The organism is Geomonas propionica (assembly GCF_016458235.1).
GTDB classification, from domain to species: Bacteria; Desulfobacterota; Desulfuromonadia; order Geobacterales; family Geobacteraceae; genus Geomonas; species Geomonas propionica.
In genome coordinates this window covers 1-24220 of sequence record NZ_JAEMHK010000022.1, presented here as the reverse complement: position 1 = coordinate 24220, position 24220 = coordinate 1, and the positions used below count along the sequence as shown (strand labels likewise).

26 protein-coding genes and 1 rRNA gene are annotated in these 24220 nt (G+C 60.1%); 10 read left to right on the top strand and 17 right to left on the bottom strand.

Annotation, left to right across the window (positions count from 1 at the left end; translation table 11 throughout):
• Nucleotides 1-109: 109 nt before the first annotated feature.
• Both eno and JFN90_RS21150 read left to right on the top strand, forming a co-directional pair.
• Entirely contained in the window at nt 110-1399 is a 1290-nt protein-coding gene (eno, locus tag JFN90_RS21155; RefSeq protein ID WP_199397115.1) for a phosphopyruvate hydratase, read from the top strand.
• A 177-nt stretch (nt 1400-1576) separates the two neighbouring features.
• Complete coding sequence (locus JFN90_RS21150) at nt 1577-2488, top strand: RluA family pseudouridine synthase (protein WP_199397114.1); 912 nt, start codon at nt 1577-1579, stop codon at nt 2486-2488.
• Here JFN90_RS21150 and JFN90_RS21145 read toward each other — a convergent pair.
• Complete coding sequence (locus JFN90_RS21145; RefSeq protein WP_199397113.1) at nt 2485-3150, bottom strand: protein-L-isoaspartate(D-aspartate) O-methyltransferase; 666 nt, start codon at nt 3148-3150, stop codon at nt 2485-2487. The genes JFN90_RS21150 and JFN90_RS21145 overlap by 4 nt on opposite strands.
• 789 nt (nt 3151-3939) lie before the next feature.
• Here JFN90_RS21145 and JFN90_RS21140 point away from each other — a divergent pair.
• On the top strand, nt 3940-4434 hold the full coding sequence (locus tag JFN90_RS21140; RefSeq protein WP_199397112.1) for a BCAM0308 family protein: 495 nt from the start codon (nt 3940-3942) through the stop codon (nt 4432-4434).
• A gap of 72 nt (nt 4435-4506) precedes the next feature.
• On the opposite strand, the gene JFN90_RS21135 is transcribed toward JFN90_RS21140, so the two are convergent.
• Together JFN90_RS21135 and rpsA are read right to left on the bottom strand one after the other, a co-directional pair.
• Complete coding sequence (locus JFN90_RS21135) at nt 4507-4734, bottom strand: DUF3820 family protein (RefSeq protein WP_199397111.1); 228 nt, start codon at nt 4732-4734, stop codon at nt 4507-4509.
• A 3-nt stretch (nt 4735-4737) separates the two neighbouring features.
• Nucleotides 4738-5940, bottom strand: a complete 1203-nt coding sequence (gene rpsA / locus JFN90_RS21130; RefSeq protein ID WP_199397110.1) for a 30S ribosomal protein S1 — start codon at nt 5938-5940, stop codon at nt 4738-4740.
• A gap of 251 nt (nt 5941-6191) precedes the next feature.
• Between rpsA and JFN90_RS21125 the strand changes: the two genes are divergently transcribed.
• The 3 genes from JFN90_RS21125 (at nt 6192) to JFN90_RS21115 (ending at nt 8450) form a co-directional block, all read left to right on the top strand.
• Nucleotides 6192-6365: a GSU3473 family protein gene (locus JFN90_RS21125; RefSeq protein WP_199397109.1), complete on the top strand. Its 174-nt coding sequence runs from the start codon at nt 6192-6194 to the stop codon at nt 6363-6365.
• 180 nt (nt 6366-6545) lie between these two features.
• Nucleotides 6546-8006, top strand: coding sequence for an RtcB family protein (locus JFN90_RS21120; RefSeq protein WP_199397108.1), 1461 nt, complete (start codon nt 6546-6548; stop codon nt 8004-8006).
• Between the two features lie 12 nt (nt 8007-8018).
• Nucleotides 8019-8450, top strand: a complete 432-nt coding sequence (locus JFN90_RS21115) for an archease (RefSeq protein WP_199397107.1) — start codon at nt 8019-8021, stop codon at nt 8448-8450.
• Between the two features lie 2 nt (nt 8451-8452).
• On the opposite strand, the gene JFN90_RS21110 is transcribed toward JFN90_RS21115, so the two are convergent.
• From JFN90_RS21110 to JFN90_RS21090, 5 genes are all read right to left on the bottom strand, one after another.
• Nucleotides 8453-8716 carry a transcriptional regulator gene (locus tag JFN90_RS21110; RefSeq protein WP_328756005.1) on the bottom strand — a complete coding sequence of 88 codons (264 nt, stop codon included), beginning with the start codon at nt 8714-8716 and terminating at the stop codon, nt 8453-8455.
• Nucleotides 8717-8763: 47 nt separating this feature from the next.
• Complete coding sequence (locus JFN90_RS21105) at nt 8764-9492, bottom strand: BON domain-containing protein (protein ID WP_199397105.1); 729 nt, start codon at nt 9490-9492, stop codon at nt 8764-8766.
• A gap of 216 nt (nt 9493-9708) precedes the next feature.
• Nucleotides 9709-10488 carry an amino acid ABC transporter ATP-binding protein gene (locus JFN90_RS21100; RefSeq protein WP_199397104.1) on the bottom strand — a complete coding sequence of 260 codons (780 nt, stop codon included), beginning with the start codon at nt 10486-10488 and terminating at the stop codon, nt 9709-9711.
• Complete coding sequence (locus JFN90_RS21095; protein ID WP_199397103.1) at nt 10475-11494, bottom strand: ABC transporter permease subunit; 1020 nt, start codon at nt 11492-11494, stop codon at nt 10475-10477. The genes JFN90_RS21100 and JFN90_RS21095 overlap by 14 nt, the downstream gene beginning before the upstream one ends.
• A gap of 61 nt (nt 11495-11555) precedes the next feature.
• Entirely contained in the window at nt 11556-12350 is a 795-nt protein-coding gene (locus tag JFN90_RS21090; protein ID WP_199397102.1) for an amino acid ABC transporter substrate-binding protein, read from the bottom strand.
• A 301-nt stretch (nt 12351-12651) separates the two neighbouring features.
• Here JFN90_RS21090 and JFN90_RS21085 point away from each other — a divergent pair, with 301 nt between their 5' ends.
• Nucleotides 12652-13746 carry an AAA family ATPase gene (locus JFN90_RS21085; RefSeq protein WP_199397101.1) on the top strand — a complete coding sequence of 365 codons (1095 nt, stop codon included), beginning with the start codon at nt 12652-12654 and terminating at the stop codon, nt 13744-13746.
• Between the two features lie 77 nt (nt 13747-13823).
• Here JFN90_RS21085 and JFN90_RS21080 read toward each other — a convergent pair whose 3' ends face one another.
• The 4 genes from JFN90_RS21080 to mutL all read right to left on the bottom strand — a co-directional run bounded on the left by JFN90_RS21080 (nt 13824) and on the right by mutL (nt 18557).
• Nucleotides 13824-15122, bottom strand: a complete 1299-nt coding sequence (locus tag JFN90_RS21080; RefSeq protein WP_199397100.1) for a DUF512 domain-containing protein — start codon at nt 15120-15122, stop codon at nt 13824-13826.
• Nucleotides 15123-15389: 267 nt separating this feature from the next.
• A complete protein-coding gene (gene hfq, locus JFN90_RS21075; protein ID WP_012529414.1) occupies nt 15390-15614 on the bottom strand; it encodes an RNA chaperone Hfq in 225 nt (74 codons plus the stop codon).
• A 12-nt stretch (nt 15615-15626) separates the two neighbouring features.
• Nucleotides 15627-16541, bottom strand: coding sequence for a tRNA (adenosine(37)-N6)-dimethylallyltransferase MiaA (gene miaA / locus JFN90_RS21070; RefSeq protein ID WP_199397099.1), 915 nt, complete (start codon nt 16539-16541; stop codon nt 15627-15629).
• Between the two features lie 42 nt (nt 16542-16583).
• Nucleotides 16584-18557, bottom strand: a complete 1974-nt coding sequence (gene mutL, locus JFN90_RS21065) for a DNA mismatch repair endonuclease MutL (RefSeq protein ID WP_199397098.1) — start codon at nt 18555-18557, stop codon at nt 16584-16586.
• A gap of 147 nt (nt 18558-18704) precedes the next feature.
• Here mutL and JFN90_RS21060 point away from each other — a divergent pair, with 147 nt between their 5' ends.
• Nucleotides 18705-19616: a D-alanyl-D-alanine carboxypeptidase family protein gene (locus tag JFN90_RS21060; RefSeq protein ID WP_199397097.1), complete on the top strand. Its 912-nt coding sequence runs from the start codon at nt 18705-18707 to the stop codon at nt 19614-19616.
• Nucleotides 19573-19989 carry a secondary thiamine-phosphate synthase enzyme YjbQ gene (locus tag JFN90_RS21055; RefSeq protein WP_199397096.1) on the top strand — a complete coding sequence of 139 codons (417 nt, stop codon included), beginning with the start codon at nt 19573-19575 and terminating at the stop codon, nt 19987-19989. Before JFN90_RS21060 ends, JFN90_RS21055 begins: the two co-directional genes overlap by 44 nt.
• Before the next feature lie 12 nt (nt 19990-20001).
• Here the strand turns inward: JFN90_RS21055 and JFN90_RS21050 are convergent, their stop codons facing one another.
• Together JFN90_RS21050 and JFN90_RS21045 are read right to left on the bottom strand one after the other, a co-directional pair.
• On the bottom strand, nt 20002-21549 hold the full coding sequence (locus tag JFN90_RS21050) for a SpoIIE family protein phosphatase (protein WP_199397095.1): 1548 nt from the start codon (nt 21547-21549) through the stop codon (nt 20002-20004).
• Nucleotides 21550-21552: 3 nt separating this feature from the next.
• Nucleotides 21553-22005, bottom strand: a complete 453-nt coding sequence (locus tag JFN90_RS21045) for a response regulator (protein ID WP_199397094.1) — start codon at nt 22003-22005, stop codon at nt 21553-21555.
• A gap of 317 nt (nt 22006-22322) precedes the next feature.
• On the opposite strand from JFN90_RS21045, the gene JFN90_RS21040 reads away from it, so the two are divergent.
• Nucleotides 22323-22652, top strand: coding sequence for a cytochrome C (locus JFN90_RS21040; protein ID WP_199397093.1), 330 nt, complete (start codon nt 22323-22325; stop codon nt 22650-22652).
• 37 nt (nt 22653-22689) lie between these two features.
• Here the strand turns inward: JFN90_RS21040 and JFN90_RS21035 are convergent, their stop codons facing one another.
• The 3 genes from JFN90_RS21035 to rrf all read right to left on the bottom strand — a co-directional run.
• Complete coding sequence (locus JFN90_RS21035; protein WP_236019106.1) at nt 22690-23550, bottom strand: L,D-transpeptidase family protein; 861 nt, start codon at nt 23548-23550, stop codon at nt 22690-22692.
• A 59-nt stretch (nt 23551-23609) separates the two neighbouring features.
• On the bottom strand, nt 23610-23948 hold the full coding sequence (locus JFN90_RS21030) for a hypothetical protein (protein WP_199397091.1): 339 nt from the start codon (nt 23946-23948) through the stop codon (nt 23610-23612).
• A gap of 202 nt (nt 23949-24150) precedes the next feature.
• Nucleotides 24151-24220: ribosomal RNA gene (gene rrf, locus JFN90_RS22690) — 5S ribosomal RNA — on the bottom strand; the annotation flags it as partial.

The window sequence follows — 24220 nt, the reverse complement described above, 5'->3', positions numbered from 1 at the left end:
TTACAAAAGCTGCTTCCCTTTGAGGGCAGATATGTTATATAACGGAGGCTCCATTAGGACGGGCGGCGCAGCCCGTTCACAATTAAATTACATTCCAGGGGGGGTAGAGATGAGCCAGATAACCGACGTTTACGCCAGGGAAATACTTGATTCCAGGGGGAATCCGACACTTGAGGTCGAAGTGTTCCTGGATTCCGGTGCTATGGGCAGAGCCGCGGTTCCCTCCGGCGCCTCCACCGGCGAGCGCGAAGCGCTGGAACTGCGTGACGGCGACAAGGGGCGCTACCTCGGCAAGGGCGTGGAGAAAGCCGTCTCCAACGTCAACGACATCATCGCTGACGAGATTACCGGCATGGACGCCACCGACCAGGTCGGCATCGACAAGAAGATGCTGGAGCTCGACGGCACCGAGTTCAAGAGCCGCCTGGGCGCCAACGCCATTCTCGGCGTTTCCCTCGCAGTGGCCAAGGCCGCGGCCGACGAGGTAGGCCTGCCGCTGTACCAGTACATCGGCGGCTCCAACGCCAAAGAACTGCCGCTGCCCATGATGAACATCATCAACGGCGGCGCCCACGCCGACAACAACGTCGACATCCAGGAATTCATGATCATGCCCGCCGGCGCCAAGACCTTCAAGGAGGCCCTCAGGATGGGCGCCGAGATCTTCCACGCGCTGAAGTCGGTGCTGAAGTCCAAGGGGTACAACACCGCCGTCGGTGACGAGGGTGGCTTCGCGCCGAACCTCAAATCCAACGAGGAGGCCCTCGAGGTGATCATGGAGGCCATCGTGAAGGCGGGCTACAAGCCGGGTGAGGAAGTGCTCCTCGCACTCGACGTGGCATCCTCCGAACTGTTCGAGAACGGGGTCTACACCCTGGAGAACGAGGCCGAGTCCAAGAAGACCGCCGACCAGATGGTCGACTTCTACGAGAACCTGGTCAACAAGTACCCGATCATCTCCATCGAGGACGGCATGGCCGAGAACGACTGGGACGGCTGGAAGAAGCTCACCGACCGCCTGGGCAAGCGCATCCAGATCGTGGGTGACGACCTCTTCGTGACCAACCCCTCCATCCTCAAGGAAGGGATCAAGAAAGGGATCGCCAACTCCATCCTGATCAAGCTGAACCAGATCGGCACCCTGACCGAAACCCTCGACGCCATCGAGATGGCCAAGCGCGCCGGTTACACCTGCGTCATCTCGCACCGTTCCGGCGAGACCGAGGACGTCACCCTGGCCGACCTCGCCGTTGCCGTCAACGCGGGCCAGATCAAGACCGGTTCGCTCTGCCGCACCGACCGCGTCGCCAAGTACAACCAGCTCTTGAGGATCGAGGACGAGCTGGATGAAGTCGCCCTGTTCAGAGGGGCCGAAGTCTTCTACAACGTGAAAAAATAACGGACCACGTCCGCTTGCTGTAACAAAGGGCGCACCCTCACCAGGGTGCGCCCTTTGTGTTCGCTCCTTACCCCTCTCCTCCCTTGACGGGAGGAGGACCAGCGCAGCTATCCCAAGCTCTCACTTCCCGGCTGGATTCCCTTGCGCCTTCTTCCTCATGAAGGTATACTCCGACCCATGTTAACTTACCAGATAACGGCTGAAGACCACCTGCGGCGCGTGGACAGTTTCATGCGCAACCTCCTTCCCACCGCGCAGTTCTCCTACATCAAAAAGCTGATCAACTCGGGACACCTAAAGGTGAACGGCGCTCCCGCCGAACCCGGCGACATGCTACACTACGCCGACCAGGTCACCCTCAAGGAAAGCAGCAAGACGGCAGCGTTCCTCGCCCGGCTCACCCCGGAACTCGACATCCTGTTCGAGGACAGTTGGATTATCTGCTTCAACAAGCCGGCCGGCCTCGCGGTGCACCGCACCGAGGACCCGGAAGAGATCACCCTGGTCGACCTGGCCGAGACGCTTTTGAAAAAACGCGACGGCGTCGGCAGGCTGCGCCCGGTGAACCGGCTCGACAAGGGGACCTCCGGCGCCATCATCCTGGCCAAGAGCGCGGTCGCTGCGGGGATGTTCGGCAAGATGGTGCAGGAAGAAGGGCTCGGCAAGCTGTACCTCGCCATGGTGGAGGGGAAACTGCAGAAGCAGGGGACCATCGATGCGGCGTTGGACGGCAAGGAATCCCAGACCAGTTACGTGAGGCTCTTCCAGGGGGGCGGTGTAGCGCTGCTCGCGGTGTACCCGCTCACTGGGCGCATGCACCAGATCAGGCAGCACTTCAGGTTGATCGGGCACCCGATCCTGGGCGATAAGCGCTACGGCGGCAGGAAGCTTTCCGGCTTCACCGGCCACGCGCTGCACTCCTTCCGGACCACGCTGGTGCACCCCGCCACCAGTGAAGAGATCGATATCCCGGCGCCCTTGCCGGAACAATTAGTGCGGCTCGCCACCCGCTGCGGCGCGGTGGGCGAAGAGGCGTTCCTGAAGACGCTGAACGACGTCCCGGCCGCCGAGGCACTGGCGCTTTCCTAGTACTCCCACCCCTGCGCGCCGATCAGCGGCACGAACCGGACCGCGCAGAGGGTTTCCCGGTGCAGGCTCCCGCTACGGTCCCGGCGCACCCGCACCAGGTCCTGCAGATGCGGCGTCGGCCCCACCGGGATCACCAGCCGTCCCCCCGGCGCCAGTTGCCGCTCGAGTTCTTCCGGTACCTCCGGCGCCCCGGCCGTGACCACGATGGCATCGTAAGGGGCGTGTTCCTGCCACCCCAGCGTGCCGTCGCCAAGATGCACCGTCACGTTGCCGTAGCCGAGTTCGCGCAGTCGCTCCGCGGCCAGGTGTGACAAGGAAGGGATCCGCTCCACGGTGAAAACCTGCGCCGCGCAGAGGCTCAAGACGGCTGCCGCGTAGCCGGAGCCGGTGCCGATCTCCAGGACCCTCTCGCCCCCTTGCAGTTCCAGCGCCTCGACCATGTAGGCGACGATGTAGGGCTGGGAAATGGTCTGCCCTTCCTGGATCGGCAACGGACCATCGTCGTAGGCAAGATATTCCATCCCCGGCGGGAGGAAGGCTTCGCGCGGCACCTCGCGCATCGCCTTCAGCACCGCCTGGTCCACGACGCCCCGCCCCGCCAGGTGCTGGCTCAGCATTCGCTCCTTCCGCGCAGCTAGTTCCCTTTTCGCGTTGCTGGACATGGTTCCCTCCGCAAAGTTCAAAAACCTCAATGCTACCACGCCCCTCCACTGCTACAAGCGTTCCGGCCGGAGCGCGATGATCCGGCTTTAAAACTGTCAGCACAGTAGCAGCGCCCCGCCCTACCGATTAAATCGCACCAACGATACTACCAAAAGTCTCGATCAATCAACCTGTTGACTCTTATTACTGCCAGGCGTACACTTAAATCGTAGCAAAGAGTTGGTCTTTGAAAACAGCTCTGGGGTACAGGTAGAGGTGGCGTGGGGTACCCTGATTATTCCACACTTAAAATTTCCCAGGTTTCAGACGTGGTGTGCCATTCCCTGAATGTAGAGGAAAAGCCTGAAGCGTTTTCCGGGGAGATGCTTTACAAAAGAGCGTGGTCCCACATAAACCTGTACGGCACTCTGGAGCTAGTAGCTGGCGCTTAAGGAGATCAAGCCGATTGGCCTATAATAATCTCATCCGTCATGCGCGTGCAAACCGCTTCAAAAAGGGGAAGAACCCGCGCGACACGGGTGACATGGTCCCGCCGGAGCATGTCATTACGCCGCGAGGAAAAAGCTTCCACCGGCGGATAGGGGTAAAGGATCTCAAGATTTAAGCGCCAGTTACATTTTTCCAGGAAAGGCCTGATGCAAAAGCATCGGGTCTTTTTTCGTTTCGGGCTCCTTCCCGTTCCCCTCCCCTCTGCGGTCGCTTTCATTCCCGTACGGCTTCCCCTGCTGGGCGCGAGTGCTATACTTAGCCGGTGCTAATTTTGTTAGCCCAAAACAATGGAGGTAGCCATGCCACGCGGATCCAGAATAACCATGGAAGAGAAAGGACAAAGGACCATCCGCAGCCTCGAACCATACCTGCCCAAACGCGGGCTGCCAGAGGGAACCGTCTGCAAAGGGTGCGGCATCGTCTACCGCAACAAGCGCTGGCAGATTCAAGACGCGTCCTCCGCCTCCCCCAGCGGCGAAATCCTCTGCCCGGCCTGTCAGCGCATCGTGGGCGAAGACCCCGCCGGCGTTGTCACCCTCTCGGGACCGTACCTATCCCAACACAGGGAGGAGATCCTGAACACAGTGAGACAGCAGGAGACCAAGCACCGGGAGAAAAACCCCTTGGGACGCATCATGGAAATCAGGGAAGAGGATGGCGGCATCGTCGTCACCACTACAGAGGACAAGCTGGCACAGAAGATCGGACGCGAGCTGTACAAGTCGCAGCGCGGCGAACTGCACTACAAGTGGAGCCACGAGCAGCGCATGGTACGGGTGGAGTGGAGCCGCTGACCTTGCCGGGCGCGCAAAGAAAAGCCCCCCTTGCCTTGCGGCAAGAGGGGCTTTTTGTTTTTAAAATGCCGATCAGCCGCGACGCAGCGGATCGAACAGGTACTCCAGGCCGTTGGCCTTAACCTCGTACATACACTGAAGCATGGCTCCGAGTTCTCCTTCGGGGAAACCCTTCTGCCTCATCCAGACCAGGTACGGCTCTGGCAGGTCCACCAGCAGGGACCCGGCGTACTTGCCGTAGGGCATCCGGGTGCGGGCCAGCCTCAGCAGTTGGGTGGGGTCGGGAAAAAGATCCTCCAACGGCTACCCCTTCAGCTTGGCCTTGAGCAGGTCGCCCAGGGTACCCATCGCCTTGGGGGCCTCCGCCACGGTCTTCTTGTAGGCGTCCATGCTCTGAGTCTGCTCCTCCGCCGCGCGGCTAACCGAAGCAAGGGCGAGCGAGATTTTCTTCGCCTCACGATCCACCGCCTCGACTTTCACCTCGACCTCCTGCCCTTCGGAGAGAACCTCCTTCGGATGCTGAATGCGCTTGCCCGCCCCCAGCTTGGAGATATGGATCAGGCCGTCGACGCCGCTGGCCAGGGTTACGAATGCACCAAACGGGGTAAGCCTTGCCACCTTGCCGTTCTGGTAGGAACCCTCCGGGAAGGCGCTCGCAGCCTCTTCCCAGGGATCGGCCAGGGTGTCTTTCAGCGAGAAGGAGATGCGGTTCTTCTCCCAGTCGATACCCTTCACCACCACCTCTACTTCCTGGCCGACGGTGAGGACTTCGCTGACGTGGTTCACGCGGGCCCATGCCACCTCGGAAACGGGCAGGAGCCCTTCGACGGCGCCGATGGAGACGAAGGCGCCGAAGTCGCGCAGCGACGTTACGGTCCCCTTCACGCGGTCACCCACCTTGAGGGTTTCCTTAAGCGCATCCTTCTGCTGCTGCATTTCCTCCTCGAGCAGGGCCCGGTGGGAAACAACGATATTGCGACCTTTCTCGGAATACTCGGTGACCTTGAAGGACATCTGCTTGCCCACCAGGGCAGCGGTGTCCTCCACCCTTCTCAGGGCGATCTGGGAGAACGGGCAGAAGGCGCGGGAACCGGCGACCTTCACCTCGAAGCCACCCTTCACTTCCTTTTCGACCACGCCCTGGACCGGGATGCCGGCGGCGTAAGCTTCTTCGAGCTGTGCGTTGCCGGCGGAGTGGCTGCCCCCGGCGCCGAGCTTGGTGGTGAAACGCATCTCGTTGTTGCGCGAAGAGACGAACCAGGCAGTGACCTTGTCACCGACCTTGACGCTCACGTTGCCATCGGCGTCAAGGAGTTCCTTGATGTCGAGGACCCCTTCGCCTTTACGGCCGGTGTCCAGAAAGATCCAGTCCTTGGCGATCTGCAATACGGTCGCCTCGACCTTGGCGCCCGGCTCCAGCCGGCCGGCGTCCTTCTGGCTCCGCTCGAACAGATCGGCAAAGCTCTCCTCTTCGGTTTCCATCTCTTCCCTGTGATCGTTATCCATTTAAGTACCTCTTCAACGTAGTTGTTGCGCACTTTAGCACTCATGGAGCATACAGGGGACCCCGTACCCTTGTCAACTACTTGAGCCGCTCACAATCGATGTTTGTCACACTTCTCAGAGCCAGCGTGAGCCGCGTACAAGGCGCGGGGCAGCAGGGGATCTCCGGAAGCAAATCTTTCTTTAGGTCGGGCGACCAGATTCCGATAGGTATTGCATCTCTTAAACTGACTGCTGTATGGGAGGACACAACAATGGGAGTACTGGTCTGCTACGACGACTTCACCTATGACGTGATCAACGACTACTTCCTGGACCACCTGCTGTCGACGGGCTGCATCATCGGTTATGACAGATCCGGGCACTGGAGTAAAAAGGAAGAAGCGGCTCTACCTACCCCTTTCCCTTCCCGACACATCTCGGCCTGAGTAGCCCATGAAGCTCGACGGCCGCCCCCCGGGGCGGCCATCGGTCGACGCGCTTGCCCAGAAATCCCCTGCTGCCCCCCGCCTTAGACCTCCTAGAAAACCTGGGCGCCCTCCCGCGAAGCAACTCCAGTTGTGGTAACATCTCCCGGTGCATCGCCACCTGTCGCGAAGGGAGGTCCTATGAACGTACCAGCGGCCCTGAAGCGGATCAGCGAAACAATATGGGAACTGCCGGTGAGCCACAAGGAAGGGATGCTGGTTCCGGCAAGGATCGTCGCCAGCGAGAAGTTGATCAATCAAATGGACGCGGGGGTATTCGAGCAGGTGAGCAACGTGGCCACGCTCCCCGGTATCCAGCGCTACGCCTACTGCATGCCCGACGGCCACTGGGGGTACGGCTTTCCCATCGGCGGAGTGGCCGCCATGGACCCCGGCTCGGGAGTGATCTCTCCCGGCGGCATCGGATTCGACATCAACTGCGGCATGCGGCTCGTACTCACCAACCTGACAGCCGAACAGGTCCAGCCCAAACTGCACCAACTAATCGACCGACTTTTCGAACGCATCCCCACTGGGGTCGGCTGCCACGGCTTCATCAAGATGAAAGGTGACGATTTTCGTTCCGTGGTGCAGCATGGCTCGCGCTGGTGCCTCAAAAACGGCTTTGCCAGCCAGGAAGACCTGGACATGACCGAGGAGGGAGGTTGCTTCCCGGGGGCGGACGCCTCCCACATCAGCCAGAAGGCGGTCGAGCGCGGCTACAACCAGTTGGGGACTCTGGGAAGCGGCAACCATTACTGCGAGATCCAGGTGGTGCAGCCGCACAACATCATGGACCGGGAACTCGCCGACGCCTTCGGCCTGACCACCGTCCCGAACCAGGTGGTGATCATGTTCCACTGCGGCAGCCGCGGGTTCGGGCACCAGGTCGCCACCGACTACCTGAAACTGTTCCTCTCGGTCATGGAGCGCAAGTACGGCATCAAGATCGTGGACCGGGAGCTCGCCTGCGCCCCCTTCCACTCTCCGGAGGGGCAAGCCTATTTCAGCGCCATGAAATGCGCCGTCAACATGGCCTTCGCCAACCGCCAAGTTATCCTGCACCGGATCCGCGAGGTATTCTCCGACCTGTTCCATGCCTCGCCGGACGAACTAGGCCTGCGCATGGTGTACGACGTGGCCCACAACACCGCCAAGCTGGAAAGACATCTTGTCAACGGCAGCCGCAAGGAACTGCTGGTGCACCGCAAGGGTTCCACCCGCGCCTTCGGGCCGGGGCTGCCGGGGCTGCCCGAGTGCTACCAGAAGACGGGACAGCCGGTGATCATCGGGGGGAGCATGGAGACCGGCTCCTACCTGTTGGCCGGCATGTCGACCGGAGGGGACGCATGGTTTACCACTGCGCACGGCAGCGGCAGGACCATGAGCCGGCACGAGGCGAAGAAGAGCTTCCGCGGCGACAAGCTGCAGCGCGACATGGAGCAGCGCGGCATCTACGTGCGCACCGATTCCTTCGGAGGGCTCGCCGAGGAGGCGGGCGCGGCGTACAAGAACATCGACGATGTAGTGGAAGCGACCGAACTGGCAGGCCTGAGCAAGCGGGTGGCACGCCTGGTGCCCATCGGCAATATCAAGGGGTAAGGGGGACAAGTCATGCCGTTTGAGTACCGCGGCGACATCGCGCACGCCGACGTCGCCTTCGACGCCTGGGCGCCGACCTTGGAAGGGCTGTTCCGGGAAGCGGCGCGCGCCACCATGGAGGTGATGGTGGAGAACCTGGACCAGGTGCGCCCGGCCCAGTCGCTGGAGTTGAAACTGGAACAGGAAAACGAGGAGATGCTCCTCTTCGACTTTCTCAACGAACTGATCTTCTACAAGGATGCACGGAGGCTGATCCTGCTCCCCGACGAAATCGAGATCTCACCCAGCGACAGCGGCCTCACCGTGCGGGCGACGCTGTCGGGAGAGGAGATCGCCCCGACCCGGCACGAGTTGAGGACCGACGTGAAAGCGGTGACCATGCTGCGCTACAAGGTGGAGCAGGTGCCGGAGGGGTGGCGGGCGACGGTGGTGCTGGACGTGTAGGCTCAGCCGATGGTGAAGGAAGGGTCCGTGATACGTTCGCTGCGGCAGACCGGGCAACGCCCCGGCTTTTTCAGGCGCTCCCTCTTCTGAAAAGAAAAACCGCACTCCAGGCAGCGGGAGGGGGTCATATCCAACCGGCCGTGGAGTGCGCTTCTTAGATGTTCCAGGTGCTCCAGCACCTCTTTTTCCGAAATCCCCACCAGCCCCGAAAGTTCCCACGCGGTCAGGTCCTCCTCCCGCAACAATGCGGTCAGCTCCTGGCGCACAGTATCGTCCCGCCGCGGCGGCACGAAAGGCTGCCTGGGTCGCTGCTTCACCCGGTGATGACCAGGTTGTTGACCACCTCGTTTACCCCCAGCACGTACCAGGCGTCCGACTCGGCGGCGCGCTTGTTGTTGGGGGTTGGAACCGCCCCGTCCAGAGTCACCACCCCGTCCTTGCAGTGGATCGAGACCTGCGCCGCGTTCACCAGCGGATCCTTCTCCAGAACGATCCTGATCAGGTCCACCAGTTCGTCATCGTTCTCCTCCGGGTCGGACCAGACCTCGATCCCGTTGACCACGTCCCTGCTCCCCGGCACCCACCAGGCCAGGACACCGGCCAGACGTTTGTGGGAGATGCTCTCGGCCCGGCCGTTCAAGGTCACGAGGCCGTCGTTGACCTCGACCTCGATGACCCGGTCGAGCCCCCGTTGCGCTGTGCCCCGCACCTCTTCCAGATCCTGCTTGACGACGGCCTGGACGGCGTACTCCATGAAGGCGGGCTCGCTGGCGAGTCCGTTGCAGACATGGTCGCGGATGGTCCCGTCCTCCATCTGCTCGGACGGTTCGACACGCAGCCGGTCCACGAGGCCGGTCACCGGCTGCGGCTTGGCGGCGATCTCTAGAGCAAGCTTCTTGGCGGCAATACCCCCGACCTCCCCTGCCACGGTGACCACACCATCGGCAAAGTCCAGTTCAATGGGATGGCCGTGCAGGTTCACCCGCGGTTCACGCTCGAGTGCGGCCCGAATGGTTCCGATGACCTCTTCCGCTCTGATCATGCCTCTCCCCCTTTCCCAGCTCGTTCTTCGGAAACGGTCGGATTCCCATGTGAACAGCCGGGGCTTGACATTAATAAACGCCGAGAAAAGAACGGATACATTGTAGCATGGGGAGGGATGTTGTCGAACGCGGGCGGGACGGGAACGTGTAGCGGGCAGATAGAGAAGAAAGGGTGGGAAAGAAAAACGGCGGCAGGGGCGCTGCCGCCGCAGGGGTCAAAGAATGCGGTTCAGGAAGGATTTGATGCGTTCGTGTTCCATCTGGTTGGCGAAAAAGTCTTCCGGAGTTCCCTGCGCCACGAAAGAGCCTTTCTCCATGAAGATGACCCGGTCGGCCATTTCCTTCGCGAACCCCATCTGGTGGGTGACGATGATCATGGTCATCCCCTCCTTGCCGAGGTCGCGGATGGTGTCGAACACCTCGCCGATCAGCTCCGGGTCCAGCGCCGAGGTGGGCTCGTCGAAGAGCATCAGCTTGGGCCTCATGGCGAGCGCTCGCGCGATGGCGACGCGCTGCTTTTGCCCCCCGGAAAGGGTGGCCGGGTAGACATCGCGCTTGTCGGAGAGGCCGACCTTGGCCAGCATGTCGAGGGCGATGTGCCGCGCCTCCTCCAGGCTCTTCTTCTGCACGGTGAGCGGCCCTTCCATCACGTTGCCCAGGACGGTCATGTGTGGGAACAGGTTGAAGTGCTGGAACACCATGCCTATCTCGGAGCGCAGCGCGCAGATCTTGTGCGGCGCGTCCAGGTGCCGCCGCCCATGCTTGTTGGTGACGTAACCGATCTCCTCCCCTTCGAAGACGATGGTCCCCTCCTCGATCTCCTCGAGGAAGTTGATCGAGCGCAGCAAGGTGGACTTGCCCGAACCCGACGGCCCGATGATGACCACGATCTCCCCGGGGCAGACGTCGAGGTCGACGCCGTTCACGGCGGTGAGCGATCCGAAGTGTTTGGTGATCCCCTTGAGGCTTAACAACGGTTGGTTAGCGGTTTTCATAGATGCCGGCCCGAACCTCGATCTTTTCGAAGACGAAGGTGAAGATGGTGGTGAACAAGAGGTAGATGAGCGCCGCCAGGATCAACGCAGTCACGTTGAAGTAGGCGTTGAACATCTGGTCTGCGGAGCGCATGAGTTCGACCATGGCAATGGTGGAGACCAACGCGGTGTCCTTGATGAGGGCGATGAACTCGTTACCGATGGGGGGCATGAGCCGCTTGTAGGTCTGCGGGATGATCACACGGCGCATCGCCTGCCAGTAGCTCATGCCGATCGCCTTGGCGGCCTCCATCTGGCCGTGCTCGATGCTCTGGATGCCGCCGCGGATGATCTCGCCCAGGTAGGCGGAATAGTTGAGGCCGAGACCGAGAATGGCGGCGGTGAACGGCTTGAAGGTGATTCCCATGGAGGGGAGGCCGTAGTAGATGAAGAAGAGCTGCAGCAACAGCGGCGTGCCGCGGAAGAGCCAGATGAAGAACCAGCAGATCGACGACACCGGCTTGAAGGTACTGATGCGCCCCAGCGCGATCAGGAGGCCGCCGACAGGGGAGATCAGGATGATGCAGACCACCAGGGTGATGGTCATCACGGCGCCCTTCAACAACTGCGGCAGGAAGCGGAGGCAGTCCTGAACGAACACCTGGTAGCGGGGCGTCTGCTCCTGCTTGACCGAGGCAAGGAAGTTGAGCGCCTCGCTGTTGTCGGGGTAGACGGCAAGGACTTCCTTGGCGGCGGAGCTCGCCTTTTCCATGTCCTTCAGGGCGAACTGCAGCCTGGCGATCTGCATCCTGCTCCTGACGAAGGCGCCGCTTTCGTCACCCTTCTCGAACTCGACCTTTTTCAGCAGGGTGATGGCTGCGGGGAGATCCCCCTGCGCCATGGCGTCGTTGGCGTCGGTGAAGAGCTGATCGTAATCCGTGGCGAAGCAGACCGAGGCCAGGAGTAACAGCAAGCATGAAAAAAGCAGGATCGCTTTGGTGACGACCCTGCCGGTAAAAAATTTCATCGGCACACCTGATTAACTGTGGCAGTCCCCCTCCCCGCGTACGGGGAGGGGAAAGCGTTAACTATTTCCACTTCTTCGGGTTGGTGATGTCCTCGCCGAACCACTTCTTGGAGATCTTAGCCATGGTGCCGTCCTTGACCATCTTGTCGAGGGTCTTCTGGACCGCCTCGCGCAGCTCCACGTCTTCCTTGCGGAAGGCGACGCCGAACGGCTCCTTGGTGATGTTGCCCGGAAGGATCCGGAACTTGCCGGGGCGCTTGGCGATGAAGTCGCGGCCGGTGGCGTCGTCGATGATGACGGTGTCGAGACGGTCGGATTCGAGATCGAGCAGCGCCTTCGGGTTGTCTTCGTACTCACGCACCTCGGCGGGGGCTGCCGGAAGCTTCTTGACGGCCTCGACGGCGGAGGAGCCCTTCTGAACGCCTACCTTGGCGCCTTTCAGGTCGGCAAGCTTCTTGATCTTCTTGTCGGCGAAACGGACCACGGCGACCTGGCCGTCCATCTTGTACGGCTTGGTGAAGGCGACTTCCTTCTTGCGCTCGTCGGTGATGGTCATGCCGTTCCAGATGCAGTCGAATTTCTTGGAGTTGAGAGCGTGGATGACGCCGTCCCATGCGGTCGGCTGCCAGTTGATCTTGATGCCCAGACGTTTGCCCACTTCTTCGGCGGCATCGATGTCGAAGCCGACCAACTGCCCCTTGTCATTGCGGTACCCCATCGGCGGAAAGGCATCATCGAGACCGATGGTCAGAGCACCCTGGTTTTTGACCCTTTTGAAGGAACCGTCGCCGGCAAAGGCAGAGACGGCACAGGCAAGGACGAGCAGAGACGACAGGACAACCCAGATCTTTTTCACGTTTACGCTCCTTTTCTATGCTGTGGTAAGTGATGGTGAAGCTTAGAAAGATTTGATGTAAACAAACAGGCGTTTGGACCGGCGGATTATTACAGAATATGGCGGAAGCGTCAAGAAGATAACAGGACTTGGCGCATGCTCAGCAGGGAGGCGAGTGCGTGGCGCTGCAGTCAAAGAGAAAGGCGGTTTTGGCAGGCATCGGGTCCGGTACCGTATACCATGTTGCCCCTATTTTTCCAAAAAAGTATAATCCGGATGATAGCGTGCGAGTTCGCAAAGAAAGTCCACGAGGCTTAGACATATGTGCAAAAAGATCTTCATAGCTGCCACCGGCCAGCATTGCGGCAAGACCACCATCAGTCTGTCGCTGCTCCATCTGGCCAAAAAGAAATACGCCCGGGTGGGCTTCATAAAGCCGATCGGCCCCAAGGTCTTCATGCTGGACGGCGTGGAAATGGATATGGATGCCGCCCTGATCGCCTCCATCTACGGCATGGAGGCGGATCGGCAGCTTATGTCGCCGGTTGTGGTCGGGAAAGGGTACACCAAGAAGTATCTCTCCGGCGAGATCGCCCCAGAGGCTCCGCTTGAGGCCATCAAGAAAGCCTGCAGCGAGCTGGAGGCGAAGAACGATTTCCTGATCATCGAGGGTTCCGGTCACGGCGGTGTCGGCTCCGTGGTGGGCATCAACAACGCCCAGATCGCCCGCACCTTGGACGCACCGGTGATCATGGTAGCCAGCGGCGGCATCGGCTGCGTCATCGACTCGGTGCAGTTGAACCTCTCTTTGTTCCAGCAGCAGGGGGCGCAGGTCAAGCTGGTCCTGGTCAACAAGCTTTTGGCCAACAAGCGCGAGGAAACGCTGGGCTATCTGAGGACCTTCTTCGAGAGCCGCCAGCAGAGCGTCGCCGGCGCCTTCGATTACTCCCCCACCCTGGCGAACCCCACCCTGCTGGACCTCTCCAAGCTCCTGAAGCTGCCGTTGCAGGGAGACCAGGAAGGGAAGAACCGGATCATCAACCACATTCAACTGGGGGCGGCATCTTCGCAGCGGGTCATCGACACCCTGCAGGACTCCACGCTGCTGATCACCACCAGTTCCAGGGACGAGTTGATTGTCACCGCGTCCGCCCTGTACAACATCCCGGCCTACCGGCGCAAGCTGGCGGGCATCGTGATCCCCGGGTCGGCACCGGTGTCGGCCATAACCCAGCGGATCCTAGACGACAGCAACATCCCCTACCTGCGCACCTCGCAGAACACGGCCGATGCCTTCATCACCCTTACCGAGCACGTATCGAAGATCACGGCGGACGACAATGAAAAGATCGACCTGATCAAGTCCACCGCCGAGAGCGTCTTCGACTTCGACGTCATCGACGCCATGAGTCGCTAAAACGCACGCACCAGACACAAAGAGCCGGAGGGATCGCGCATCCCCTCCGGCTCTTTTCGTTTCACGTCCTTTTCGCCCTACCCCAGCCTTTGCACCAAAGCCTCGTAGATACCGTACGGAGTCGACTCCACTACCTGGACCTCCGCCCCTAGCTGCTGCTCCACGTCGTCCAGAGTGAGGTCATCCAGGAATACCCCTTCTCCCTCTTTCAACATCACGTCGGGCACGAGCACCAGATCTCCCAGTTCCATCCCCTGCAGGGCGGCGACGACGTCGGCCCCGCAGACCAGTCCGGTAACGGTTACCGTGGGGCCGAAGAGCCTGTTGCGCACCGCCACCGGCTGCATGGCCACCCCGGTGGCGTCGGAGAGTTGTTTCAGAAAATCTGAGAGATACCGATAGGGGGACTCGCCGGTCACCACGGTCAGTTTCCCCGGCTTCAGGGCTTCCGCCTCCTGGAGCACCTCTTCCGCTTCGGACAGAAACAGCGGGATCATGCCGACCCCGTTCTCCAGTTGCGGCAGCTCTCCGTAATCGGTCAGCGCCGGAAAGGGGAGGTCTCCCTTGATGTAGAATTCGTCGGCCAGAAACAGGAAGGGAGCCCCCAGTCGCTCCTCGAGCCGCCGGGACTCCGGATACCACGTGCCGATGAACTCGGCGGCGAAGTCCTTGGTGACCGGGACCAGAGCAGGCAGGTTGTGCCTGTGCTCGGTCAACCCCACCGGCACGACCGCCAGGGATGCCACCCACGGGAAGAGGTCGGCCATGTCCGCCACAGTGCGGGCAAACGCTTCACCGTCGTTCCACCCCGGGCAAAGTACGATCTGGGTGTGCATGGTGATGCGCGCCTCGGCCAGCTCACGCATGACGTCCAGGATCGGGAGGATGCCGCTTTTGCCCAAGAGCTTTTCGCGCAGGGCGGCGTCGGTGGCGTGCACGGAGATGTAGAGCGGGGAGAGGCGCTGCTCCTTGATGCGGTCCAGCTCGGCCCGGCCGATGTTGGCCATGGTGACGTAGTTGCCGTAGAGAAAGGAGAGCCGGTAGTCCTCGTCCTTCACGTAAAGGGGGCCGCGCAGCCCGCGGGGCAACTGGTGCACGAAGCAGAAGACGCAGTTGTTGCCGCAGCGCGCCGGTGCCGGCGCCTGAAAGGAGATCCCCAGGGGCTCCCCCTCTTCGCGCTCCACTTCGACTCCCCAAAGTTCGCCGTCCGCCTTTTCGACTTCCAGCTCCAGTTCGTCGTCGGAGGCGAAATAGTTGTAATCGATGACGTCCCGCAAGGGGTGCCCGTTCACAGACAGCAGCCGGTCCCCCGGCTCGAGCTCCAGCTCTTCGGCGATACTTCCCGGCATCACCTTATCTATAGTCAAACCTGACATGAATCCCTCCTGGTGTGCGCGCCCCGGCAGCGGAGGAGAAGATTTTCGGCTGCGGGAACAGCAGTCGCAGGATTCCCTGCGAGGCAACTGGCATGAGAGCGGCGGCGCGCAGACTTTAATGATAGGTGGAGAAGGAGGAATTTGGCAACAGATAAAAAACGAGCCGGCCCTCTAGAGCCGGCTGGGAGGAGTTACTGTCGTGACGAGCAGGTGCCGTCCGTGTCACTGCTGCTGATCCGGACACCCGCTTCTGCACCATCCATATTGCTACTGGTGCAGTCGGAAAACGCCATCCACAGAAGTGATGCTGCAGATCGCGTGCTTATAGATGAGGATATCGCCGTGAACTTCCATCAGCACCGAGAAGTTATCGAACGACTTGATATGCCCTTCCAGTTTTTCACCGGACATGAGCTGTACCAAGACCTTCACGCGCTCCTTGCGAGACTGGTTAAGGTACTGGTCCTGGATGTTAAAAGGCGTTTTAGGCATTGTTCCGCTCCTTTACCCAAAAAATTCAATCACATGACCAAGGATACTAGCAAATGCTGCGGGATATTCAAGCCAATAAATATCATTTTCCCTGCCGAACCATGTCATCTGCCGCTTGGCATAGCGGCGGCTGTCCCGCTTGATCAGCGTAACTGCCTCATCCAGCGTCATTTCACCTGCCAGATAGGCGGTCATCTCCTTGTACCCTATGGAGCGCATTGACTTCAGATCCCGGCTGTAGCCCTGCAGAAGAAGTTTACGCACTTCATCCACCAGCCCCTCTTCCAGCATCCTGTCCACCCTTGCCTCAAGACGCCGGTACAACTCACCCCGGTCCACGGTGATGGCCAGCTTCAAGGGACGGTAGTGGTCTCCCGAGAAGCCATGCTCGGCGCGGAAGGCGGAGATGGGGCGACCGGTCTGGGTATAGACTTCGAGGGCGCGCACCAGGCGCACGCGGTCGTTGGGGTGCAGTCTCGCCGCGGTGTCGCGGTCGACCTCCGCCAAGCGCCTGAGCAGTTCCTCGCCGGGGATGTCGTCGAACTGGCGGCGCAGTTCTGGGTCGCCGGTCGGGGAGTCGAGCAGCCCCTCCAACAGGGCGCGCAGGTACAGGCCGGTCCCGCCGACCACGATCGCCTTTTTGCCCCGCCGGTCGATGTCCTCGATGGCGACCGCGGCCTCGCGCCTAAAGTCGGAAGCGGTAAAATCCTGGTCCGGAGACACGATATCGATCAGGTGGTGCGGCACCCTCGCCAGCTCTTCCGGCGAAGGCTTGGCGGTCCCGATGTCCAGTCCGCGATAGATCTGCATCGAGTCTGCGTTTACGATCTCTGCGTCGATCTGCTCCGCCAACCTCAAGGCGAGATCACTCTTGCCGGACCCGGTCGGTCCCCCTACCACCAGCAGCTTTATCTTTTTTTGCGTCATGGCTTCTCATCTACCGCAGCGTTACCGGCTGCCGTGCGGGCGCTACACCCGCTTGAACATCTTCTCCACATCAACCAGGGTAAGGGTCTGCATCACCGGCCTGCCGTGCGGGCAGTTGCTGGAGAAATCCGTCTCGTCCATCTGCCTGAAAAGCGCCGCGATCTCCTGGGTGGTCAGGGTGCGGCGGCCGCGCACGACACTGTGGCAGGCGATCCGAGCCAGCAGATCCTCCTGGATATCGGTGAAAGTCCGGCTGCGGCTTAAGCTGGAGAGCTCCTCGAGGATGTCGCGGATGGTGCGCAGGTAGTCGGTGCCGGAGAGCATTTGAGGCACAGCGTTCAAAAGCCAGGTATTGCCGCCGAACTCCTCGAACGAAAAGCCGAGCCGGCGCAATTCCTCCAGATTCTCCCTGAGCACCGCCGACTCCCGGAAGGAGAGTTCCAGCGTTTCCGGGAAAAGTAGCCCCTGGCTGTCCACCTCTTTGCCGACGAATTCCGCTTTGAGCTTTTCGAAAGCCACCCGCTCGTGCGCCGCGTGTTGGTCGATCAGCACCAGGTCCGGACCCCGCTGGCACAAAATGTAGGAGGCGTTGAACTGCCCTATTACCGCAAGTGATGAGAAGTAGCCAGGCGGCTCGCTCTCCGGGCCAGGGGCGGGCACAGGTTCCTCAAGAGTGTCATGAAGGGCGGGTTCCTCGGCCTTGTGGGCAGGCGCCTCGAAGTGGTACTGCGGTCGCAACGGCGGTTGCGGCTTGGGCTGATACCCCACCAGCAGTTCGCGGATCTCGGCGACCTTGGCGTCGCTGACCGACCGCATTGCAGGCTCCGCGAGGGGAACCGGTTCCGGACCGGGGTTTGCTGCCTCACGGGGAGGAGTCAGGACCTGCGGCTGCGCCCCCATCGGGGCACCTGCCGGGGCCAGAACGGACAGACGTGCCGCACTGGCGCTCCCGGTGGGAAGCTCGCCATTCGCCGGCTGCGCAGTCGAGGCGGCCGAAACCGGCGTGGCCGGGCGCTTTAGCCAGGGTGTCTGTTTCAGCACGCTTTCCACCGCGTACTGTATCGCGTCATGCACCTTCCCCTGTTCGCGAAACCTCACCTCGTGCTTGGTCGGATGGACGTTCACATCGACTTCGCCCGGAGCGATGTCGATGAATACCGCGACCACTGGGTAGCGACCGCGCTCCAGGAAGTTGCGGTAGGCCTGGAGGACGGCGTGCTGCACCACCTTGTCCCTGATGAAGCGGCCGTTGATGTAGGTGTAGAGATGGCTGGCGGCGCTACGGCTGCACTCCGGCGCGGCCACCAGCCCGGTCACCCGCACGCCCCCCTGCTCCGCATACGAGACGGGATAGAGAAAGGAGGCGATGGAGCGGCCAAGCAGCGTCGCCACTCGCTCCTTCAGGTCGGCGTCGAGGGCGCGGAACACCGTCTTGCCGTCATTTTTGTAGGTGAAGCGGACATCGGGCCGGGAGATGGCCAGCCGGGTCAACAGCTCTCCGACATGCCCCCCTTCGGTCTCCGCACTTTTCATGAACTTAAGCCGGGCCGGCGTGTTGAAGAAGAGGTTGCGCACGGCGATGACCGTGCCGGGAGCCATGCCGCACTCCTTGACCTCCTTGATGCGCCCCCCCTCCACGTAGATCTCGGTTCCCTCAAGGCTGTCGCCGGTGCGGGTGGAGATGGTGAGTCGCGACACCGAGGCCACCGACGGCAGAGCTTCACCACGGAAACCAAGGGTGGAGAGGGCGAACAGGTCCTCGTCACTGGCGATCTTGCTGGTGGCGTGGCGCTCGAGCGCCAAAAGGGCGTCCTCGCGCGACATCCCGCTACCGGAGTCGGTGACCTTGATCAGCCGTCTGCCGCCGGACTCGATCTCGACCACGACCTCTTTGGAGCCCGCGTCGAGTGCGTTCTCCACCAGTTCCTTGGCCACGGACGCGGGGCGTTCCACGACTTCGCCGGCGGCAATTTTGTTGGTCAGGTTTTCGGGGAGTATTCGGATCTTGGTTGCCAATGTCGACCTCACGCTGCGGTAATCGAAGTGAGCAAGATACCTTAACCGGCGCCCCTTTGTAAATCCAAGATTCGATGGGGCAGGCAGCTTCATGTGCTCAGCGCAGCGCTCATTGCGGGAGCGGGAAACGATGCTATAACATGCTGCATGAAATTTTTCTCATCGGCCAAGAGACACGTTTTTGCAGCGTCCATCATCTCAGCCCTGGTCCTTCCTCAGCCAGCCGCAGCCCGCAGCTACCACCCCGCCACTACCTACCTCGTCAAGGTCAACGGCCAGGTACTCCGCCAGCAGAATGCCGGCATCCGCCGCCCCCCGGCGAGCCTCACTAAGATGATGACCGCTCTGGTTGTCATCGAGAAATGCGGGCTGGACGAGGTGGTCGTGGTAAGCCGCGGCGCCGCACGCGAAACCGGCAGCAGAATCGGCCTGAGACGCGGCGAAAAATTCCGGGTGCGCGACCTGCTGGCGGCCACTTTGATCGTTTCCGCCAACGACGCCTGCCGGGCCCTCGCCGATCACGCCTGTGGCAATCAAGGGGATTTCGTGGTACAGATGAACGCCCGGGCTAGAACGCTTGGCCTCGAAAATACCCACTTCGCCAACGCCTGCGGCCACGACAACAGGGCGCTCTACTCGAACGCACACGACCTGGCGCGCTTGGCGGAGAGGGCGATGCAACTGCCGCAGTTCGCGAAGATAGTGGCGAGGCACGACATGCGCATCACCACGATCGACGGCAGACGCAGCTATTATCTGAGGAACAAAAACAGGCTGATTGGAAGGTATCCCGGGGCCATTGGGGTGAAAACGGGGACGACCCCCAACGCTGGGCAATGCCTTGTGGCCATTGCCCAGCGCGAGGACACCAGGGTCCTCCTGGTGATCATGCACTCCAGGAACCGGTGGGGTGCCGCACCGGCCCTGCTCGATGCCGCCTTCGCGGCCTCGTCGCCGCGTCGCGCCCTAGCAAGAACACCTGATACTGAACCAACGACACCAGCAAGGAGAGAGGATGAAGCATCACCGGAAGGAACTGTGGTTCCAGATCAAGAGTAGGCGCGGCTTTGTCAACATTACCCCTGAACTTGAGGCCGCCCTTCGCGAAAGCGGCATACGGGAAGGGCTCTTGTTGTGTAACGCCATGCACATCACCGCCAGTGTTTTCATAAATGATGACGAATTGGGGCTGCACCAGGACTTCGAAGAGTGGCTGGAAGGACTCGCACCGGAGAAACCGCACAGCCGGTACCGCCACAACCATGGCGAGGACAACGGCGACGCGCACCTGAAAAGGACCATCATGGGACGTGAAGTGGTGGTCGCCGTCACTGCAGGAAAGCTGGATTTGGGGCCTTGGGAGCAGGTGTTCTACGGGGAATTCGACGGCTTGCGTAGGAAACGGGTACTGGTAAAGATCATCGGCGAATAGCAGGTATTCATCTCACAGCCCCCGCAGCACCAGAACTGTGATGTCGTCCGGCTGCGGATCGGGTTTACCGGTAAGTGCGATCAAGGCGTCTGCCATTTCCTGCGCACTCTTCTTTCCCGCAAGCTGCCTGGCAAGCGCTTCGTGGGTGAGCTCCAGTTCCGGCTTCGCATCGACCAGCCCATCGCTGTACAGGACCACCACATCGCCCTTGCCGAGCCGCACCGTCCCCTCCTGATACACCTCATCCCCCTGCACACCCAGAGGAAGCCCCCGCGGGTTCAGGGTTTCTACTGCACCATCTTGGCGCCTCACGAAAACATACCCATGGCCGCAGTCGACAAACGAGAGGGTCCGGGCGGTGGCGTCCAACTGGGCATGGAAGAGGGTCACGAAGCTTTCCGAGTTCTCAAGATCCTCGTAGAGCGCCTTTTCGGCCAGGTATACCGCCTGGGCTGGCCGGTTGTAGAGAGTGACGGCATGGAGGGCGGCCCTCACAGTGGCCATCAGCATGGCGGCGGCCATCCCTTTACCCATCACGTCGCCAAGGGTCAGGTTGATGAGCGTGGGCGACACCTGCTGCCAATCGTAGAAGTCTCCACCGACCTGTTTGGCGGGAAGGCAGCGGGCGGAAATCTCGAAGCCGCCAATCTGCGGATAAACGCGCGGCAGCAGCTTGGCCTGGATCTCGGCGGCGTAGACCAGTTCCAGTTGCAGTTGCATGCGGCGCAACTCGCTCTCCCTTAGGGCTGCCTCTGCTTTTTTGCGTTCGCTGATGTCCCTGAAGATTGAGATGTTGCCAGTCACGTTGCCAAATCGATCCAGGCGCTTCATCGCGTAAAGCTCACCGATGAAGACCTCGCCGCTTTTTCTGCGGAAGTGCAGTTCCACCAGCTTTCCCTTCACCGGGGCTTTGACGTCGAAAACCTCTTTGCCGGTACGCTCGTAATCCTCGTCGTTGGCATAGAGAATTCCGCTGCTCTGGCCGATGACGTCAGGGGAGTCATAGCCGAAGATGTCCTGTAGCGCTGGCTGGTTCACATGGAGGATGGTGCGGTTATGGTCGGCGACGACAATAACGTCGCGGATGCTGTTAAAGAGGTTGCGATAGTCTTCGGCACGTTTCTCGATCTCGGCATGGGCCACCTCCAGGTCGCGCTCGGTTTGCCGTTGCTTGGATCGCTCCTGCGCCTCGGTCAGCGCGCGCTGCACCGCCGGGACCAACCTGGACAAGCGGCTCTTCAGGACGTAATCCGTCGCTCCGCTTTTCAGCGATTCGATGGCCGCCTCTTCACCCAGCTTTCCTGAAACAAAGACGAAGGGGAGATCGGGCAGTTTCTGGCGCACCATGGCCAATGCGGTCATGCCGTCGAAAGCCGGAAGCGCGAAATCAGCCAGAATGAGATCCATGCCCCCGCGTTCCAAGGCGACACTGAACTCATCCCGTCTCGACACCACCTGGACCTCGCAATCAACCCCTTCGGAGGTAAGTGTCAGCAGAACCAGTTCGGCATCCATTGGATCATCTTCAAGATGCAATATGCGCAGACGCTCCTGTTTCATTGCCTATTGCCCTTTCTGAGACATCGGAGGCGGCTCATTGATGATGGCCCAAAAGGCGCCGAGTTCCTTGACTGCGGTGATGAACTCGGAAAAGTTCACCGGTTTTACAACATAGGCGTTGACCCCCAACCGGTAGCTGTCGACGACATCCCTTTCCTCTCGAGAAGAGGTCAGCACCACCACCGGGGTGAATTTAAGCCTTTCATCTGCTTTGAGGATGCTGAGCACCTCCAGGCCATCGACCTTGGGCAGCTTCAGGTCCAGGAGTATGACAGCCAAGTTCGCCGGCGGCTCCCCAGCATACTTTCCCCGGCGGTAAAGGTAATCAAGCGCTTCGGCGCCGTCTCTAACCACGTCGACCCCATTGGCTAAATTATGCTCAGCCAATGCCTCCAAGGTAAGTTCGGCATCGTTGGCGTTGTCTTCAACCAACAGTATGCGCTTTAGCTTTAACATCCCTGTATCTCCTTTAGTCCCCCACCTCATATGGAACCCATCCCAATGAACTGCTGGACACACAGATTTTACCACGTCTTTATTGCGATACACTACCGGGCTTCCCGCTCCAGTGGAAGGTATCGGCTGTTGAGTTAATGGCCTCGCTGCCGGCACATCCGACTCTTAGGCCATTATAATAACGCCAATTATCTTCCAGTAATCGATGCTTTTCCCACACAGAAGTGTTAGGTCACAGTTGTTCAGAGCGAGGCGATGTTTTTCTGATATATCTTATACAAAGCTTTACCTTCACGTCAGAAGTCAAAGGAGATGCAATGAAAAATAGAATAGTTGTGGCATTGGCGATAACTGCACTGTCCATTACCTCACTCTACGCAGCCCAGGAAGCGCCCAAATCAGCGCCCACAGCTGGGACCAATCTCGGCAGTGTCACCGGGGGCGTGTTCAAGGAGGCACACCTTGTTATCGACAAGAAATGCGTTTCCTGCCACACCGCCCAGCGCATCGAGAGCGCAATAGCCGCAGGGAAGGACATGCAAAAGATCCAGCACCGCATGGAACTCAAAGGGGTAAAACTGACGGCGGACGAGCAGTCGGTTTTGGGCATTTTCTACAAGGACAGCCCCTTGAAGCCCAAGAAGTAGCTGATGCAAACCTGTTCCCGGGGGCTCACCAGCCCCCTCACTTTCCAGTCCAAGTGATGTCTATCGGGTACCCTTTATTCTCATAATAGGCACGAACCAGTTTCCCCATGTCGATTCGCCGCAGCAAATTCCGGTCAGCCATCATGTGCAGGATATCTCCAACACCAACTGCATCTCTACCCTGACAATGGAATTCGATGAACACCCTCCCCTCTTTAGTTCCTACTTTCACAGGCTGGTATATGATCTGAATTTGCATTCCTTTGTGGGCCATTGCGAACAGCGAAGCAATGTCCTTGGGATAGAGGCGGAGACAACCATGGCTCGACCGTCTGCCAATTCCCCAAGGCCGGTTAGTCCCATGAATAAGAATGTCTTGACGTGACAGGCGCAACGCATGCCGCCCCAAAGGGTTTCGCGCTCCAGGTGCAACTACGGCAGGGAGTTGCGGTCGCTGGCGTCGGATTGATTGCGGGACGTGCCAGCTGGGGTTGATGATCTTTTCAACTATGACAAATTTACCGACCGGAGTGTCGGTACCTTCATCACCAATGCCTAGCGGAAAAGACTGAACCGCGGCATCCCCAATTTTTGAAAAGACATAAAGGCGCAGTTCCGCCAAATTCACCACGATGGAAGGACGTTCGATAACTGCCGGGGAAATCCAGGCAGAAGGTATGGTAACAACAGTGCCAGGCGCAGGGATGACCGGGTCGACTCCAGGATTGGCGTCACGAATCTCGTTGTACCCGAGGTCGAACCTGCGTGCAATTTCGATAAGAGACTCACCTTGACGCACCTTGTACTGACGCAATTCGCCAAGATACCCACCAATGTAAGTGGAGGGCATCGACTCGGCTGGCTGAGCTGGGCCTGCGAAAATGGTCAGTACAACCAACGCCGCCGCTGCTGCGCGGAAGACGAGAGAGATCCGTCCTACCATGGCGGTTATAGTGATTATTTCTTTTGGCCCAACTCGAACATCTTTTCCGTTTTATCAGCGGCCTGTGTTGCCGCTGCCGCAGCAGCCTCGGCCCTTTGAGCACTGTCAGCTGCCCTGGCAGTAGCGTCGTCGAGCATGGCTTTGTTCGCGAGTTGTGCCTGAGAGACTGTGCTCTCTAACGTGGCGAGCCTGCTTTCAAGAGCGTTCACCTGTTGGTCGAGGGAAGCACTTTTTGTTTCCAGGACATCTACTCTGCACGAGATGGGGTCTAGTTGCCTGCTGACGTAGCCCTTGGTGACACAACCGGACAGCATAAGGGCAACAGCAGAAATAGCCAGTAAGGAGAGTTTCAAGAGGAACCTCCAGAGGATAGAATTAGCACTCGCCAATTTTAACCAGCATGCTGGCTTTTGCAACGCGCAGGTTGGGAGACCAGCACAGAAGATACGGGGAGGAGATAGGAATTGGGTGAACGCTGCCCAAGAAAGAAAACCTGCTGACTCAGGACGCGAAAAAAGCCCCGTCTGGAATCAGACGGGGCTTTTTCTATTAAATTCCCTGCGGCGACCTACTCTCCCACATCGTTACCAATGCAGTACCATCGGCCCTGAGAGGCTTAACTTCC